Below are 16,671 nucleotides of genomic sequence, written 5' to 3'. Positions count from 1 at the left end.
GGGGGCCGTTCCGACGGAATCGGCCCCCACCCGTGAAGGATCGTCACCCGAGCCGTGAAGGATCGTCGGGCGACGGGGGGAATCATCAGGCGAACTTCGCCTTCCCCGGGCCCTCCTCGACGAAGCTGCGCATCCCGGTCTCCCGGTCCTCGGTGGCGAACAGGGCCGAGAACCAGGTCCGCTCGATGGCGAGACCGGTGTCGATGTCGGCCTCCAGGCCCTGGTCGATCGCCTCCTTCGCGGCCCGCAGGGCGACGGCCGGGCCCTGCGCCAGCTTGGCGGCCCAGGCGTGCGCCTGCTCGTACACCTCGGCGGCGGGGACGACCCGGTCGACCAGACCGAGCGTCAGGGCCTCGTCGGCCTTCACCATCCGGCCGGTGAAGATGAGGTCCTTGGCCTTGGAGGGGCCGACGAGCCGGGACAGGCGCTGGGTGCCGCCCGCGCCGGGGATCAGGCCGAGCAGGATCTCCGGCTGGCCCAGCTTGGCGTTGTCGGCGGCGATCCGGTAGTCGGCGCAGAGCGCGAGCTCGCAGCCGCCGCCCAGCGCGTAACCGGTGATCGCGGCGACGACCGGCTTGGGGATGCGGGCGACGGCGGTGAAGGAGTCCTGGAGGGCGCGCGAGCGCTTGACCATGGCCACGTGGTCCATGACCTGCATCTCCTTGATGTCCGCGCCGGCCGCGAACACCTTCTCGCCGCCGTAGAGGACCACGGCCCGCACGTCGTCGCGGTCGGTCGCCTCCTGGGCCAGCTCGCGCAGCCGGTCCTGGGTGGCGATGTCCAGGGCGTTCATCGGGGGGCGGTCGAGGCGGATCGTACCGACGCCTTCGGCGACTTCGAGGTTCACAGTCATGGAAGGAAGGTTAGTGGCCGTTAACGACGAGGGGCCCGGTGCTGTTGCTCACAGCACCGGGCCCCTTCGACCGGAAGGTCACGGGAGATCTAGGCGATCCACTCCGACCAGTCCATGTTCCAGCCGTTGAGGCCGTTGTCCGGCTGGATCTGCTTGTCCTTGGAGTTCTTCACGATGACCACGTCACCGATGAGCGAGCGGTCGTAGAACCAGGCCGCCGGCATCGAGCTGTCGCCCGCGCCCCGCGCGTCCTGCAGGCCGACACAGCCGTGGCTGGTGTTGGTGGTGCCGAAGATCCCCGGGGAGCCCCAGTAGTTGCCGTGCACGAAGGTGCCCGAGTTGGACAGGCGCATCGCGTGCGGCACGTCCTTGATGTCGTACTCGCCGCCGAAGCCCACGGTGGCCCCGTTCATGCGGGTCACCTGGTACTTCTCGCTGATGACCATCTGCCCGTTGTACGTCGTCGTGGACGGCGCGCCCGCGCTGATCGGGATGGTCTTGATGATCTTGCCGTCGCGCTCGACCTTCATGGTGTGCGCGGAGGCGTCCACCGTGGAGACCTGACGGCGCCCGATGGTGAAGGAGATCGTCTTCTTCTGCTTGCCGTAGACGCCCGGGCGGCCCTCGACGCCGTCCAGGTTGAGCTGCACCGTCACCTTGGTGCCGGCGGCCCAGTAGTCCTTGGGACGGAAGTCGAGGCGGTCGTTGCCGAACCAGTGGCCCTCGATCTGCACGGCCGGGACGGCCGTCACCTTGATGGCCTTCTCGACGGCCTCGGGGTCGGTGATGCCCCGGGTGAAGTTGATGGAGACCGGCATGCCGACGCCGACGGTCGAACCGTCCTCGGGCGTGTACTGGCCGATGAAGGTGTTCTTCGGGACGAGCGTGGTGAAGGTGGTGTCCTTCGCCGACTCGCGGCCGTCGGCGTCCTTCGCGATCGCGTGGACCTTGTACTGGGTGGCCGCCGCCAGGTGCGCGGTCGGCGACCAGCTGGAGCCGTCGGCGGCGATCTTGCCCTCGACCTGGGCGCCCTTGGAGTCGGCGACGGTGACCGTGGTCAGCTTGCCCTGCTCCGCGGTGACCTTGAGGGCCCCGCTGGTGGCGACCGAGTCGGCGCCGTCCTTCGGAAGGACCGTCACGACCGCCTGGGAGGCCGCGTTCTCCTGCTTGCCGCCGCCCTGGGCGGCCGGCCCCTGTCCCCCCGCACCGCCGCCGGTGGCGGTCTCACCGCCGCCGCAGGCGGTCAGGACCAGGAGCAGCGCTCCCGCCGCCAGGGCCTGCAGCTTGACGCCCCCGCGCCGCCGCCTGCCCTTGACCGATGCCCCCGATATCGGCTGCCCGTTCACTGTGGTGTCTCCCCTCACACGGCCCGGCAACGCCAGGGCCCCACCCCCGTGCGCATCCACTCGCGCACACAGCGCTAGATAATCACACCGCAGGACACGAAAGTTCCTCGCGAATGTCACCGTTCGGCACCAGTCAAGTGGTACGGAACCCTCCGGCTTCACCCCAGCGCGGAACCGGCCTTCCACTCGCTCCACCCCAGGTTCCAGCCGCCGAGGCCGTTGTCGGGGGCGACCTCCTTGTCCTTGGAGTTGACCACCTCCACCACGTCGCCGATGAGCGTCCGGTCGAAGAACCAGCCCGCCGGCGAGTCCGCGCTGCCGCCCTTCTCGTCCCGGAGGCCCACGCAGCCGTGACTGACGTTCGCGGAACCGAAGGTGGAGGCGTCGGCCCAGTAGTTGCCGTGCAGGAAGGTCCCCGAGTCGGTGAGGCGCATCGCGTGCGGCACGTCCTTGATGTCGTACTCGCCGCCGAAGCCGACCGTCCTGCCGTCCATCCGCGTCACGTCGTACAGCTCGGTGACGACCATCTTCCCGTTGTACGTGGTGTTCTTCGGCGCGCCCGCGGTGATCGGCACCGTGGCGAGGACCTCGCCGTTCCGCCTGACCTCCATGGTGTGCGCGGCGGCGTCCACCAGGGAGACCTGGGAGCGGCCGATGGTGAAGCCGACCGTCTTGCGCTGGATGCCGTACACCCCGGGCGCCCCCTCGACGTCCCGCAGGCCGATCTCCACGGTGACCTTGGTGCCCGGCCGCCAGTACGCGGCGGGCCGGAAGTCGAGCCGCTCCTTGCCGAACCAGTGGCCGACGACCTCCACCGGCGGCTCCGAGGTGACGCGGACGGCCCGCTCGACGGCGGCCCGGTTCTCGATCGGCAGGTTGAAACCGAAGGAGACGATCATGCCGGTGCCGACCGTGGAACGGTTCTCCGGCTTGAAGTAGCCGATGAAACGGGACTCGGGGACCACCGTGGTGAAGGTGGTGTGCCGGGCCGAGCGGCGCCCGTGCCCGTCGAGCGCGACCGCGTCCACGCTGTACTTGGCGGCCAGCGCGAGCCGGGTCTCCGGCCGGGGCCGCCAGCGCAGCCCGTCCGCCGAGATCTCCCCGGCGACCTCGGCACGCCGGCCGTCCTCGACCTCGACGACGGTCACCCGTTCGAGCCGGCCGCTGTCCACCTTCACCTCGACGGGCCCGTCGGCCGGCACCGCCCGGCTGCCGTCCTCCGGACTCACCCGGATGACATCGCCGGGGGCCCGCGCCTTGCCCGGCAGGGAGACGTCGACGCCCCCTTCGCCGTCCGTCGCCGTGCAGCCCACGAGGCCCGCCATCAGTCCCGCCACCGCGAGGGCGTGCCTCGCCCGCTTCCATACAAGTGTCACGCTCGGCCCAACGACGGCCACCCTCCAGGGGAAACGTGCGTGCGGGTCATGTTGGGAGCACGGCCGTGCGGGCAGAACAGGGGGAGAACCACGCGCGGGAGCGGCGGCCGGGACGCCGCCGCTCCCCCGGGTGCGGGCCCGACGAGCCGCGGGAGGCCGGGACGGTGGCGAGCGCAGCCGAGCAGGAGGCGGTACAGGAGCATGCCCTGGAGCGGGCCGGGCCACCCGTGTGGCCGGGGGCGCCGACCCCCCTCGGTGCCCGCTGCCGGGTCGGCCCCGGCGGGGTCGCGGGCACCAACTTCGCCCTGTGGGCGGGCGGCGCGGAGGCGGTGGAGCTGTGCCTCTTCGACGCCGACGGCAGGGAGACACGACTCCCCCTGACGGAGCTGACGCACGAGATCTGGCACGGCTTCGTGCCGGGCGTCGGCCCCGGACAGCGGTACGGCTACCGGGTGCACGGCCGCTGGGACCCGTGGACGGGCGCCCGCTGGAACCCGGCGAAGCTGCTCCTCGACCCGTACACACGGGCCGTCGACGGCGATTTCGCCCTGCCCCCCGAGGTGTACGGACACGTCCGGGACTGGCCCCAGCAGCACGTGGCCGACACCGTCCGCGACGAGCGGGACTCCGCCCCGTACGTCCCGAAGGGGGTCGTCGTCCATGACGACGACGACTGGGCCGACGACCGCAGGCCCAAGACGCCCTGGCAGGACTCGGTCATCTACGAGCTCCACGTCAAGGGCTTCACGAAGCTGCACCCGGGCATCCCGGAGCACCTGCGGGGCACGTACGCGGGCCTGGCGCACCCGGCGGCGATCGACCACCTGGTCCGACTCGGGGTGACGGCGGTCGAACTCCTCCCGGTCCACCAGTTCGCCCACGAGGACCACCTCCTCCGCCGCGGCCTGCGCAACTACTGGGGCTACAACTCGATCGGCTACTTCGCCCCGCACGCCGGCTACTCCTCCTCGGGGACGACCGGGCAGCAGGTCGGCGAGTTCAAGCGGATGGTGCGGGCGCTGCACGCGGCCGGGATCGAGGTCATCCTCGACGTCGTCTACAACCACACGGCGGAAGCGGGCGAGCTGGGCCCCACCCTCTCCCTGAAGGGCATCGACAACCGCGGCTACTACCGGCTCCAGTCCGACGCCCGCCGGTACGCCGACTACACGGGCTGCGGCAACACGCTGCACGTAGTGCAGCCGCAGGTGCTTCGCCTCATCACCGACTCACTCCGCTACTGGGTCACGGAGATGGGCGTCGACGGCTTCCGCTTCGACCTGGCGGCGGCCCTGGCCCGCTCGTTCCACGACGTCGACATGCTGTCCCCGTTCCTGGCGGTCATCGCCCAGGACCCGGTCCTACGCCGGGTGAAACTCATCGCCGAACCGTGGGACGTGGGCAACGGCGGCTACCAGGTAGGCGCCTTCCCGCCTCTCTGGACGGAATGGAACGACCGCTACCGGGACGCCGTACGGGACTTCTGGCGCGGGGCGCTGCCGGACGTACGGGACCTCGGCTACCGGCTGTCCGGCTCCAGCGACCTGTACGCGTGGGGCGGACGACGGCCGTACGCCTCCGTCAACTTCGTCACCGCCCACGACGGCTTCACCCTGAGGGATCTCGTCACGTACGAACGGAAACACAACGAGGCCAACGGCGAGGGCAACCGGGACGGCACGCACGACAACCGCTCCTGGAACTGCGGGGTGGAGGGCGAGACCGACGACCCGGGGATCCAGGCGCTGCGCCTGCGCCAGCAGCGCAACCTCCTCACCACCCTCCTCCTCTCCACCGGGGTGCCGATGCTCGTCGCCGGCGACGAGATGGGCCGCACGCAGGGCGGCAACAACAACGCCTACTGCCAGGACAACGAGCTGGGCTGGCTGGACTGGTCGCTGCCGGACGACCCCGGCCGGGCCGGGCTCCTCGCCCTCACCCGCCGCCTCCTCGCCCTCCGCCACCGCCACCCGGTCCTCCGCCGCCGGGCCTTCTTCTCCGGCCGGCCGCAGGGCGCGGACGGGCTGCGGGACCTGGCCTGGTTCACGGCGGAGGGCACGGAGATGACGGAGCGGGACTGGTACGCGCCGACGGCCACGCTCGGGCTCTACCTGTCGGGCCGCGACATCCCTGGCCGGGACGCGCGGGGCGAGCAGATCACCGACGACAGCTTCCTCGCCGTCCTGCACGCCGGGTCCCGGCCCCTGGAGTTCCGTCTCCCGGGCCCGCCGTGGGCGGAGTCGTACGAACTCGTCGTGGACACGGGCGGGGAGGAACAGGCGGAGGCGCCGGGCACGCGGCACGGGGGTGACACGACGATCACGGTGGCCGCCCGCGCCATGGTCCTACTACGGGTCCGCGGGTGACCCCACTACGGTCCCGCGCCTCGCCGTCGCGGGCGTCGCCCCGCTGGGCCGGCGCCCACCCCGTTGCGGGCGGCGCCCGCCCGGGGCGGCGCGTCCCCGCCGCCCCCGTTGTGGGCAATCGTTCCGCTGGGGCGGAACGGGTGGGCACAACGGACCCGCGCCCTGCCGGCGCCCGAGGCTCCCGCGCCCGAACCCGCACCACGTCGTGCGGCACCGCTGGGGTGCGGGTCCAGGCTCGGGACGCGGAGGCGCCGCTGAAGGGCGCCGTCCCGTGTGCCCACCCGTCCCGCCCCAGCGGGACGATTGCCCACACGGCAGCGGGACGACGCCCAGCCAGGCGCGGGCCCACACGGGGGGGGGCGACGAAGGGCACCGCCCAGCCCGGGCGCGGGCCCACACGGGGGTGGGCGGGGGGCACCGCTCGCACGGGCGCGGGGCGAAGGCCCGGCCGGGCGCGGGCCCACGCGGCAGCCGGCTAGGTGTTGCCCAGGATGCCGCGTTCGTAGCCCGTGGCTACCGCCGCCGCCCGGTCCTTCACGCCCAACTTCGCGTAGATGTGGGTGAGATGGGTCTTCACCGTCGCCTCGCTGATGAACAGCTCCGCCGCGATGGCACGGTTCGCGGTGCCCTTCGCCACGAGGGCGAGGATCTCGTTCTCGCGGGCGGAGAGTCCGGTGTCCGGGGCGGGCGCGCGGACGGCCGTCACCAGGCGGGACGCGACGGTCGGTGACAGGACCGTGCGGCCGTCGGCGGCGGCCCGGACGGCGGCGAACAGCTCCTCGCGCGGGGCGTCCTTCAGGAGGTACCCGGTGGCGCCGGCCTCGATCGCCGGGAGGGTGTCGGTGTCCGTGTCGTACGTGGTGAGGACGAGGACCCGGGCCCGGGCGCCGCGCCGGGCGAGTTCGGCGATGGCGTCGACGCCGCCGCCCCCGGGCATGCGCAGGTCCATCAGGACGACGTCCGGGTCGAGGCGCTCGGCGAGTTCGACGCCCTCGACGCCGTTCGACGCCTCGCCGAGGACGCGGAAGCCGGAGCCCTCGACGGCGAACATGCCGCGCAGGCCGTCCCGTACGACGGGGTGGTCGTCGACGATCAGGAGCGTGATGTCAGTCATGGCGTGCCCAACGGTACGCGAGCGCAGACCGCCGTGCCCTCGCCCGGCGCGGTCTCCACGGTGACCGTGCCGGCGAGGCGTTCGGCCCGTGCGCGCATGCCGTCGAGGCCGAAGCCGCCGGCCCGGGAGCGGGCGGGGACGGCGGCCGGGTCGAAGCCGTGGCCGTCGTCGCGGACGTCGAGGGTGATCTCGTCGCCCATGTAGGAGAGGGTGACGCCGGCGCGGGCGGCGCCCGAGTGGCGCTCGGCGTTGGCGAGGGCCTCCTGGGCGATCCGCAGCAGGGTGGCGGCGATCTCGTCGTGCAGCGGGTGCTCGGTGCCGGTGACGGTGAACCGGGCCGTGATGCCGGTGCGTTCGGTCCAGGCGGCGACGGTCTTCTTCAGCGCCTCGGGCAGGGTGTCGTGCTCCAGGGCGACCGGGCTGAGGTTCTGCACGGAGCGGCGGGCCTCGCCGAGGCTGTGCCGGGCGAGGTCGGCGGCGCGGCCCAGGTGGACCCGGGCGACTTCGGGGTCGGTGGTCATGGAGACGACCTGGAGCTGGGCGATGACGCCGGTGAGGCCCTGCGCGATGGTGTCGTGGATCTCGGCGGCGAGCCGCCGCCGCTCGTCGGCGACGCCCGCCTCGCGGGCCTGCACGAGGAGCTGCGCCTGGAGCGCCGCGTTCTCGGTGAGGGCCTGTTCCAGGCGGGCGTTGGTGCGGGCGAGGGTGGCGGCCCTCTCGATCTCCCTGCCGCCGAGGTGGGCGAGGCCGAGGGCGAGGGCGGCGTTGAGCGCGAACAGTCCGCCGAACGCCGCCCACTGGACGGCGGACCGCGGCGGCAGCCCGCCCGACTGCGAGCCGCCGAGCATCAGCGCCACGGCGAGGAGTCCGGCGCGGGCGTACGCGGGGCGGGGCGGCAGCAGGGAAACGGCGTCGAAGTACCCGACGCAGGCGAAGACGGCGTAGAACGGGCTCACCCAGGTGAGCGCGAACCCGAGCGCGGTGCGCAGCACGAAGTACGTGACGGAGGCGGGACCGGGGGCGCCGGGGATGCTGACGACGCCGGGGGTGTCCGGCGCGGGCGGCTCGCTCGCGGCGAAGGCTCGCTCGCGGCGGGTCCACCAGAGCTGCAGGGCGAGGGTCGCGGTGAGGAGCGCGACGAGGACGGCGAGGGGGCGGGGGGTGATCCGGTCGGCGGCGGCGAGCGCGAGGACCGTGGCGACGACGAGCAGCGCGTACGGTGCCCAGCGGAAGAACTGCCGCCGGCGTTCCTCGACCGACGTCACGGTACTCGTGGTCACTTCGCCCCTCACGTACGGCACTTGTGTCACTCCCAGCGGAACCAGCGGACCGCCGCCCCGGTCAGCAGCACCGTCCACAGCGCCATCGTGCCGAGCGCGCTCCATGCCGGCCAGGCGCCGGACGCGGCCGCGCCCAGGGCCCGGGAGGCGGCGCCGAGCGGGGTGAACTCGACGATCTCGCGCAGCGTATCCGGCATCATCTGGACCGGCAGCCAGACACCCGACGTGAACATGCTGGGGAAGTAGGCGGCCGAGCCGATGCCCTGGGCGATCTTCTGGGTGCGGGAGACCGCGCAGACCGTCGCGCCGAGCGCGAGGCTGCCGGCGGTGGCGAGGAGCAGGGCGAGGGCGTAGCCGGGGAGGTTGCCGGGCAGGGCGACGCCGAAGGCGAGCCGGCCGACGGCGATGACGAGCAGTGCGGAGCCGAGCCCCGCGGCCCCGTTCAGGACGAGCTGGGCGGCGAGCAGGGCGCCGGGGCGGACCGGGGTGGTGGACAGGCGGCGCAGGATGCCGCGTTCCCGGTAGCCGGCGAGGACCGGTGGCAGGGCCTGGAGTCCGGCCGTGATCAGGGCGAAGAGGACGGCGATGGGGACGTAGAGGTCGATGGTGCGCAGTCCGCCGAGGTCGGCGGAGGGTTCGCGGAAGGACGGGATGCTCCCGAGGATCACGAGGAGCACGGTCGGCGCGGCCAGCACCCAGAACAGGAAGGCGGGTTCGCGGGCGAAGAGGCGGAGTTCGGTGCGCAGCAGGGCGGCGGCGGGGCGGCTGCGCGGGGCGGCGGCGGTCAGGGTGGTCACTGGTCGGCTCCGGTCAGGTCGAGGTAGGCGTCGTCGAGGGTGGCGTCGGTGACGCGCAGTCCGCGGGCGGTGACCCCGCGGCGGGCGAGGAGCTGGACGAAGGCGTCGACGGTGGCGTCGGTGCCGGTGAGGACGGTCCGGCCGCCCTGGGTGTCCACGGCGGCGGCGCCGGGCAGGGCGAGGAGTTCGGCCCGGCCGATCCGCGCGTCGTCCTCGTACGAGACGGACTTGGCGGCCCCGGCCCGGCGGATGAGGCCGGCGGGGGTGTCGAGGGCGGTGACCCGGCCGCGGTCGATGACGGCGATCCGGTCGCAGAGCCGCTGGGCCTCCTCCATGAAGTGGGTGACGAGGAGGACGGTCACGCCGCTGTCGCGTACGGACTCGACGAGCGCCCAGGTGTCGCGGCGGGCCCGCGGGTCGAGGCCGGTGGTGAGCTCGTCGAGGATCACCGCGCGCGGGTTGCCGATGAGGGCGAGGGCGATGAACAGCCGCTGCTGCTGCCCGCCGGACAGCTTCGCGTACCGCTTGCCCAACTGGTCGGTCAGGCCGAGCCGTTCGGCCAGGATCCGCCAGTCGGCGGGCCTCTTGTGGAAGGACGCGTACAGTTCGAGCGCCTCGCGGACGGTGAGCTTGGGCTGGAGCGCGCTCTGCTGGAGCTGGACGCCGAGCAGCCGGGTGACTTCGGCGTGCCGGGCGACGGGGTCGAGCCCGGCGACCCGGACGGTGCCGGCGTCGGGGACGCGCAGTCCGGCGACGCACTCGACGGTGGTGGTCTTGCCGGCGCCGTTCGGGCCGAGGATTCCGAAGATCTCCCCCTCCTCGACCGTGAACGTGACGCCGTCGGCGGCCTTGCGCTCGCCGTAGGACTTGTGCAGGTCCTGGACCTCGATCATGGGCATGACTCAAGGTTCTTCGGCGGGGCCGGCGGGCGGTATCGGCCATCGCGCTCGAAGCGCGATCAACCGATCGGTTGATGGCCGGCTACGACCGGGCGGGCCGTCCGCGGCTCCTGCCCGGCGCCGGAAAACCACATGAGGGATGTCAGGGGCGAACCTTAGGCTCGGACCTGATGCCATCAGAACACGTACCCACCGAGAACGCGGCCCCCGGCCGCTCCACCACCCGTACGCTGCTGCGCCTCTGGCCGTACGTACGGCCGGTGCGCGCCCGCCTGACCACGGCCGCGTTCGTCGCGATCGTCGCCTCGCTGCTCTCCATCGTCATCCCGCTCGTCCTGAAGTGGCTGGTCGACGGTCCGGTGGCGGCGGGCGACACCACCGGCGTGTGGTTCGGCGCCCTGTACCTGCTGCTGCTCGGGGTGGCGGAGGCGGTCCTCTTCGGCATCCGGCGATGGCTGGTGGCGCGGCCGCTCGCGAACGTCGAGGCGACCATGCGGGCCGACCTCTACGAGCGGCTGCAGCGCCTCCCGATCGCCTTCCACGACCGCTGGGCGTCCGGGCAGCTGCTGTCGCGCGGGACGACGGATCTGATGCTGGTCCGGATGTTCCTGGCCTTCCCGCTGACCTTCCTCCTGGTCAACGGCGTGACGATCCTCGCCGGCTACGTGCTCCTCCTGGCCCAGGACTGGTCCCTCGGCCTGGTGCTGCTGACGCCCGTACTCCCCCTGGTGGCCCTCTCCAACCTCTTCGAGCGCCGGTACGGGGTGGTGGCGCGCACGGCCCAGGACCAGGTCGGCGACCTGACGACGGTCGTCGAGGAGAGCGTCCTCGGCATCCGGATCGTGAAGGGCTTCGGCCGGCACCGCAGCCAGGCGCGGGCCTTCCGCGCCCTCGCCGAACACCTCCGCGGCACGGAACTGGCCAAGGCGCGGCTGCTCGCCATGATCTGGTCGGTCATCACCGCCCTGCCGGAACTGGCCATCGGCGCGACGCTCGTGCTCGGCACGGTGCAGGTCGCGGACGGGGACCTGTCGGCGGGCACCCTCGTCGCGTTCCTGTCGACGGCCCTGGCACTGCGCTGGCCGGTGGAGTCGATCGGCTTCCTGCTCGCGATGAGCCAGGAGGCGGCGACGGCGACGGAACGCTACTTCGAGGTGATGGACGCCCCGGAGGAACAAGAGACGACCGGCACCACGAAGGGCACCACCACCCCGGACGGAGTCCGCTTCGAAGGCGTCACGTTCCGCTACCCGGACGCCCCCGACGAGGCGCCCCCCGTCCTGGACGGCATCGACCTCCACATCCGCCCGGGCGAGACGATGGCCCTGGTGGGCGGCACGGGCTCCGGCAAGACGACCCTCACCGCCCTCGTACCGCGCCTGCACGAGGCGACCACCGGCCGGATCCTCCTCGACGGGGCGGACATCGCCCTCATGGAACGGGAGAAGCTCCGCTCGCTCGTCTCGATGGCCTTCGAGGAGCCGACGCTGTTCTCGGCGAGCGTCGGCGAGAACGTCCTGATGGGCGCGGAAGGAGCGGGCGACCCGGAACTGCGGCGCGCCCTGGGCGTCGCCCAGGCGGACGGCTTCGTCGACCGGCTGCCCGAAAAGGCGGACACCCAGGTCGGCGAGCAGGGACTGAGCCTCTCCGGCGGCCAGCGACAGCGCCTCGCCCTGGCCCGCGCGGTGGTCGGCAGGCCCCGGTTCCTGGTCCTGGACGACCCGCTCTCGGCGCTCGACGTCCACACGGAGGCCCGGGTCGAGGCGGCCCTGCGGGAGGTCCTCAAGGAGACGACGGCCCTGGTCGTGGCGCACCGCCCGTCGACGGTGATGCTCGCCGACCGGGTCGCGCTGCTCTCGCACGGCCGGATCGCGGCCGTGGGCACCCATCAGGAACTGCTGCGCAGCAACGCCGAGTACGCCTGGCTGATGTCCGGCGAAGGGAACGAGACCCGATGACGGACACCACGAAGGACTCCCAGGACCCCTTCGACCGCGACGACCTCCCGGCCCCCCGGGGAGCGACGGGAGCCCTGCTCCGCTCCCTCCTGGCCGGCCACCGCACGCGCCTCGTGATCGTGTCCCTGATCCTCCTCCTCAGGGAGGCGGCGCTCCAGGCGGGCCCGCTGCTCGTCGCGTACGCCATCGACCGGGGGGTCCCGGCCTTCCGCACGGGGGACCACGGCCCGCTGATCGCCGTGGCGACCGGCTACCTCCTGTGCGCCGCCCTCTCGGGCGTCCTCCAGTACACGTTCGTGCGCAGCGCGGCCCGGATCAACCAGGACGTGCTCCTGGACCTGCGCGGCCGGATCTTCCGGCACGCGCAGGTGCTGAGCGTCGACTTCCACGAGCGGTACACCTCGGGCCGCCTGATCTCCCGCTCGACCACGGACGTCGAATCCCTCCGCGAACTGCTCTCGGAGGGCCTCCAGGAACTGATCGGCGTGGTCCTCTCCTTCCTCTCGATCTCCCTGGTCCTCCTCTACCTGGACTGGGGCATCGGGGCAGTGGCCGTGGCCTCCTTCCTGCCCCTCCACCTCCTGATCCGCCTCTACCAGGCACGCGCGGGCAGGGTGTACGCGGAACGGTCCACGGCCATCGCGGGCGTGATCGTCAAGTTCGCGGAGACGATGAACGGCATCCGCCCGGTCCGCGCGTTCCGCCGCGAAAAAGCGAACGACGCCGAATTCAGGGCGCTCAACCACCGCCACGAACGAAGCAACGGCGACGCACTCCTCGAAATGGCCCGCTACGTGGTGGGCTCGCGCCTGGTGGCGAACACGGCAGTGGCGGGCATGTGCCTCTGGGGCGCGTACAGGGTCGCCGCCGGAACGCTCGAACTGGGCGTACTGGCCGCGGCGGTGCTCTACATGCGCCGCCTGTACGACCCGATCGACCGCCTGGGCATGTTCCTGAACTCGTACGAGTCGGCAGCAGCATCTCTCACCAAGATCGCCGGCCTCCTGGCGCAGGAACCGGGAGTCCCGGAAACAACAGCGCCCCGGGAGCTGCCGGCCAGATCGGGCGGCCGAGAGATCACCTTCGAAAAGGTCAGGTTCGCCTACCGAACGGGCGGCGAGGTACTCCCCACCTTCGACCTGACGATCCCGGCAGGCCAGACAGTCGCGGTGGTGGGAGCGACAGGAGCGGGCAAATCGACGCTGGCGAAACTCCTGGCCCGCTTCTACGACCCGACCGAAGGCCACGTAAAACTCGACGGCGTGGACCTCCGCGACCTGAGAACCCCAGATCTCCGTCGCGGCATCGTCATGGTCACCCAGGAAGCATTCCTCTTCTCGGGCACGGTGGCGGACAACATCGCAATCGGCCGCCCGGACGCAACCCGCACCGAAATCGAGGAAGCGGCAAAGGCCATCGGGGCACACGACTTCATCACCAGCCTCCCCGACGGCTACGACACGGACGTCCGCAAACGAGGCGGCCGCATCTCCGCGGGCCAGCGCCAACTGGTGGCCTTCGCCCGCGCCCTCCTGGCGGACCCGGCGGTCCTGATCCTGGACGAGGCGACGAGCTCCCTGGACGTACCGGGCGAACGCGCGGTGCAACAGGCCATGGACACGGTCCTGGCGGGCCGTACAGCGGTGGTCATCGCCCACCGCCTGTCCACGGTCGAGGTGGCGGACCGGGTCCTGGTGATGGAGCAGGGCCGGATCGTCGAGGACGGCCACCCGAAGTCCTTGGTGACGGGCAAGGGCCACTACGCGGGCCTGCACCAGGCGTGGCGGGACAGCCTGGTGGGTTGAGGGAAAGCGGCCAGCAAACGGAAGTGGGGGGCGGGCAGGGGGTGGTGTTCGGGACGTAAAGCGTGATTTGTGGCGCCCCGGCGCCGTAAATCATGCAGTCCCGAACACCGCCCCCTGCCCGCCCCCGACGACCGCCATCACACCTTTCGCCGCAGGAGCACCAGCGACAGCCCAGCCGCAAGAAGCATCAACAGAGCAGCCCCGACAGCGGCACCGGACATCGCCTCGACAAAGGCGTCACGCGCGGCCTCGACGACACCGGGCGAAGCCGACAGCGCACCCCCCAACGTCTCCCGAGCGGCGGCCGGCGCCGAGGAAGGCATGGCCGCGGTGTACACAGCGGCACCGACCGCCCCGAGAACGGCCATCCCGAGCGCCCCACCCAACTCCGACCCCGATTCGAGCACGGCGGCGGCGACACCGGCCCGCTCGGGCGGCGCGGCGCCGAGGGCGAGTTCGTTGGCGAGGGTCATCGCGGAGACGAGCCCGGCGGCGTAGACGGCGCTGCCCACGAGGACGACCCAGAAGGGCGTGGCGCGGTCGACGGTGACCAGCCACCCGAACCCGGCGGCGGAGACGAGGAACCCGCCACCCATGACGTACGCATGGTCGACCCGCTGGGCGAGCACCGCGGCGACGGGCGCGGCGACCATGACGCCCCCGGTGGGAACGAGGCTCCACAGGGCCGCCTCGAGCGGACTCTGGCCGAGGACGGACTGGAGGTACTGGGTGAGGAAGACGGCGAACCCCACCGTCGCGGCCATGGCGAGCAGATTGACCAGCAGAGACCCCCCGTACGCGGGAGTCCGGACGAGCCGCAGGTCGATCATCGGCTCGGCGAGCCGCAGCTGCCGCCGGACGAAGGCGAGCCCGAGCAGAACCCCGAAGGCCACCGCGACCGCGGGCACGGGCGCCCACCCGTCCTTGGCGAGCTCCTTGATCCCGTAGATCACCGGCAGCAGGGCGACGAGCGAGAGCCCGGCACTGACGAAGTCGAACCGCGAACCCCCCGCGGCCTCCTTGGACTCGGACACCAGCAGCGGCGCGAGGACCAGCAGCAAGGCCATGGCGGGCAGGTTGATGAGGAAGACGGACCCCCACCAGAAGTGTTCGAGGAGCGCGCCGCTGACGACGGGCCCCAAAGAGATGCCGCTCGCCATGACGGTGGTCCACAGGGTGACGGCCTTGGTGCGCTGGGCCGGGTCCTGGAAGAGGGTGCGGATCAGGGCGAGGGTGGACGGCATGAGGCAGGCGCCGGCGACGCCGAGGAGGGCGCGGGCGCCGATGAGGGCGCCGGGGCTGTGGGCGTAGGCGGCGGCGACGGAGGCGACGCCGAAGAGGGCGGCGCCGAGGAGGAGGAGCCTGCGGCGTCCGACGCGGTCGCCGAGGGAGCCCATGGTGACGAGGAGTCCGGCGAGGACGAAGCCGTACATGTCGAGGATCCACAGCTGCTGGGTGGCGCCGGGCCGGAGGTCGGCGGCGATGGAGGGGATGGCGAAGTAGAGGACGGAGACGTCCATGGAGACGAGGAGGAGCGGGAGCATGAGGACGCCGAGGGCGGTCCATTCGCGCCGTCCGGCGCGGGCGGGTTCTGCGGCTGTCGAGGGGCCTGCGGTGAGTGTCATGCGAGCAGCGAAGCAACAGGGGGCGTACAGCGCCACGAACGCCCTAGTGCACCACGCACACCCCCCACAAAGCCACAGGTCAGCCCCGTGTACACCGCACAGGTGCACTAGTACACTCACCCGCCATGCCGACGGAACCGCCCTACCTGGCCATCGCCGCCGAGATCCGACGCCGCGTGCACACGGGGGAGTTGGCCCCGGGTGACCGGGTGCCGTCGACGCGGGCGATCACGCGCGAGTGGGGCGTGGCGATGGCGACGGCGACGAAGGCGCTGGCGGCGCTGCGCCAGGAGGGCCTGGTGCGGGTGGAGCCGGGGGTGGGGACGGTGGTCGTGGACGCGGCGAGGCGGGTTCCGGCCACGGAGGCCCAGGCCCTCACCCGGGCCCGTATCGTCCGCGCGGCCCTGGAACTCGCCGACGCGGAGGGCCTGGACGCGCTGACGATGCGCCGGGTGGCGACGGCCCTGGGCACGTCGACGATGGCGCTGTACCGCCACGTCCCGGGCAAGGTGGAGCTGGTGCGGCTGATCGCGGACGCGGTGTGCGGCGAGGTGCCGCTGGGACCGGTGCCGGCGGACTGGCGGACGGGCCTGGAGCAGGGGGCGCGCTGGCTGCGCGGGGTGTACGCCCGGCACCGGTGGATGGCACACGCGATGGCGTCGTTCACGCGGCCGGTGGCGACGCCGAACGCGATGAGGTACACGGAGTGGGTCCTGCGGGCGCTCCGGGGCACACCGCTCTCCCCCGCGGACAAGCTCCACGCCCATCTGCTGATCTTCGCCTACGTCCAGGGCCTGTCGATGGCGGACGATCTGGAGGAGCAGGCGCGCCAGGACACGGGGATCTCCGACGGCGAGTGGATGGAAAAGAATGAGCCACGGTTCGACGCGATTCAGGCGGCCGGCTCGTACCCGGAGCTGGCGGCGGTCACCAGTGGTGGGGGCTTCGGTCTGGACCTGGAGACGCTCTTCGAATTCGGGCTCCGCCGAACGTTGGACGGCATCGCGGCCCTGATCGACGAAACGTCCGGTTAACGAACACGGACATTCGGGCAGCGGACGGTTTCCAGCCAACTTCCCGATGCAGTCCTGACAGGTACCCGTCAGTTCTGTCACTCTCTCCCCGGTTGTTCGCACCACTGTTCAACGCGTCGTCCGATCGGGTTCCCCCGAACGGGTCCCGCGTCACAAGTACAACTTCATGCTCCACAGCTCTCCTTGCTCCGCCCGGACGGGCTCACCCAAGTCCGCCG

The 16,671-nt window shown here is 72.1% G+C and carries 12 protein-coding genes; 4 read left to right on the top strand and 8 right to left on the bottom strand.

The window, feature by feature from the left end:
* Nucleotides 1–85 precede the first annotated feature (85 nt).
* The 3 genes from SVTN_RS26345 to SVTN_RS26335 form a co-directional block, all read right to left on the bottom strand.
* The gene (locus tag SVTN_RS26345; protein ID WP_041131329.1) at nt 86–853 is read right to left on the bottom strand and encodes an enoyl-CoA hydratase/isomerase family protein; all 768 of its coding nucleotides are present in this window, start codon (nt 851–853) and stop codon (nt 86–88) included.
* 89 nt (nt 854–942) lie between these two features.
* Nucleotides 943–2,199: a L,D-transpeptidase gene (locus tag SVTN_RS26340; RefSeq protein WP_174518289.1), complete on the bottom strand. Its 1,257-nt coding sequence runs from the start codon at nt 2,197–2,199 to the stop codon at nt 943–945.
* Nucleotides 2,200–2,357: 158 nt separating this feature from the next.
* Complete coding sequence (locus SVTN_RS26335; protein WP_099055232.1) at nt 2,358–3,524, bottom strand: L,D-transpeptidase; 1,167 nt, start codon at nt 3,522–3,524, stop codon at nt 2,358–2,360.
* Between the two features lie 215 nt (nt 3,525–3,739).
* On the opposite strand from SVTN_RS26335, the gene glgX reads away from it, so the two are divergent.
* The gene (glgX, locus tag SVTN_RS26330) at nt 3,740–5,941 is read left to right on the top strand and encodes a glycogen debranching protein GlgX (RefSeq protein ID WP_041131326.1); all 2,202 of its coding nucleotides are present in this window, start codon (nt 3,740–3,742) and stop codon (nt 5,939–5,941) included.
* A 475-nt stretch (nt 5,942–6,416) separates the two neighbouring features.
* On the opposite strand, the gene SVTN_RS26325 is transcribed toward glgX, so the two are convergent.
* From SVTN_RS26325 to SVTN_RS26310, 4 genes are read right to left on the bottom strand one after another with little or no spacing between them, the layout of a single operon-like run.
* Nucleotides 6,417–7,055, bottom strand: coding sequence for a response regulator (locus tag SVTN_RS26325; RefSeq protein ID WP_041131325.1), 639 nt, complete (start codon nt 7,053–7,055; stop codon nt 6,417–6,419).
* Nucleotides 7,052–8,335, bottom strand: coding sequence for a sensor histidine kinase (locus SVTN_RS26320; protein WP_041131324.1), 1,284 nt, complete (start codon nt 8,333–8,335; stop codon nt 7,052–7,054). Before SVTN_RS26320 ends, SVTN_RS26325 begins: the two co-directional genes overlap by 4 nt.
* Before the next feature lie 26 nt (nt 8,336–8,361).
* On the bottom strand, nt 8,362–9,132 hold the full coding sequence (locus SVTN_RS26315) for an ABC transporter permease (RefSeq protein ID WP_041131323.1): 771 nt from the start codon (nt 9,130–9,132) through the stop codon (nt 8,362–8,364).
* Nucleotides 9,129–10,031 (bottom strand): ABC transporter ATP-binding protein, encoded by a 903-nt coding sequence (locus tag SVTN_RS26310; protein WP_041131322.1) that lies wholly within the window; start codon nt 10,029–10,031, stop codon nt 9,129–9,131. Before SVTN_RS26310 ends, SVTN_RS26315 begins: the two co-directional genes overlap by 4 nt.
* 170 nt (nt 10,032–10,201) lie before the next feature.
* On the opposite strand from SVTN_RS26310, the gene SVTN_RS26305 reads away from it, so the two are divergent.
* Together SVTN_RS26305 and SVTN_RS26300 are read left to right on the top strand one after the other, a co-directional pair.
* Nucleotides 10,202–11,989, top strand: coding sequence for an ABC transporter ATP-binding protein (locus SVTN_RS26305; protein ID WP_041131321.1), 1,788 nt, complete (start codon nt 10,202–10,204; stop codon nt 11,987–11,989).
* Entirely contained in the window at nt 11,986–13,794 is a 1,809-nt protein-coding gene (locus tag SVTN_RS26300; RefSeq protein WP_041131320.1) for an ABC transporter ATP-binding protein, read from the top strand. The genes SVTN_RS26305 and SVTN_RS26300 overlap by 4 nt, the downstream gene beginning before the upstream one ends.
* A gap of 137 nt (nt 13,795–13,931) precedes the next feature.
* Here SVTN_RS26300 and SVTN_RS26295 read toward each other — a convergent pair whose 3' ends face one another.
* On the bottom strand, nt 13,932–15,419 hold the full coding sequence (locus tag SVTN_RS26295; RefSeq protein WP_078908507.1) for an MFS transporter: 1,488 nt from the start codon (nt 15,417–15,419) through the stop codon (nt 13,932–13,934).
* A gap of 125 nt (nt 15,420–15,544) precedes the next feature.
* Between SVTN_RS26295 and SVTN_RS26290 the strand changes: the two genes are divergently transcribed.
* Nucleotides 15,545–16,453 carry a TetR/AcrR family transcriptional regulator C-terminal domain-containing protein gene (locus SVTN_RS26290; protein WP_041131319.1) on the top strand — a complete coding sequence of 303 codons (909 nt, stop codon included), beginning with the start codon at nt 15,545–15,547 and terminating at the stop codon, nt 16,451–16,453.
* Nucleotides 16,454–16,671: the final 218 nt, after the last annotated feature.

Source organism: Streptomyces vietnamensis, from assembly GCF_000830005.1.
Taxonomy (GTDB): Bacteria; Actinomycetota; Actinomycetes; order Streptomycetales; family Streptomycetaceae; genus Streptomyces; species Streptomyces vietnamensis.
Note: the sequence above shows the minus strand (reverse complement) of the source record. Positions and strands in the feature narration are given on the sequence as shown.

Bases quoted from the DNA above. Each gene is read 5' to 3' on its own strand.
- SVTN_RS26345 (WP_041131329.1), bottom strand. From the start codon at position 853: ATGACTGTGAACCTCGAAGTCGCCGAAGGCGTCGGTACGATCCGCCTC.
- SVTN_RS26335 (WP_099055232.1), bottom strand. From the start codon at position 3,524: ATGGCGGGCCTCGTGGGCTGCACGGCGACGGACGGCGAAGGGGGCGTC.
- SVTN_RS26325 (WP_041131325.1), bottom strand. From the start codon at position 7,055: ATGACTGACATCACGCTCCTGATCGTCGACGACCACCCCGTCGTACGG.
- SVTN_RS26310 (WP_041131322.1), bottom strand. From the start codon at position 10,031: ATGCCCATGATCGAGGTCCAGGACCTGCACAAGTCCTACGGCGAGCGC.
- SVTN_RS26305 (WP_041131321.1), top strand. From the start codon at position 10,202: ATGCCATCAGAACACGTACCCACCGAGAACGCGGCCCCCGGCCGCTCC.
- SVTN_RS26300 (WP_041131320.1), top strand. From the start codon at position 11,986: ATGACGGACACCACGAAGGACTCCCAGGACCCCTTCGACCGCGACGAC.
- SVTN_RS26295 (WP_078908507.1), bottom strand. From the start codon at position 15,419: ATGACACTCACCGCAGGCCCCTCGACAGCCGCAGAACCCGCCCGCGCC.
- SVTN_RS26290 (WP_041131319.1), top strand. From the start codon at position 15,545: ATGCCGACGGAACCGCCCTACCTGGCCATCGCCGCCGAGATCCGACGC.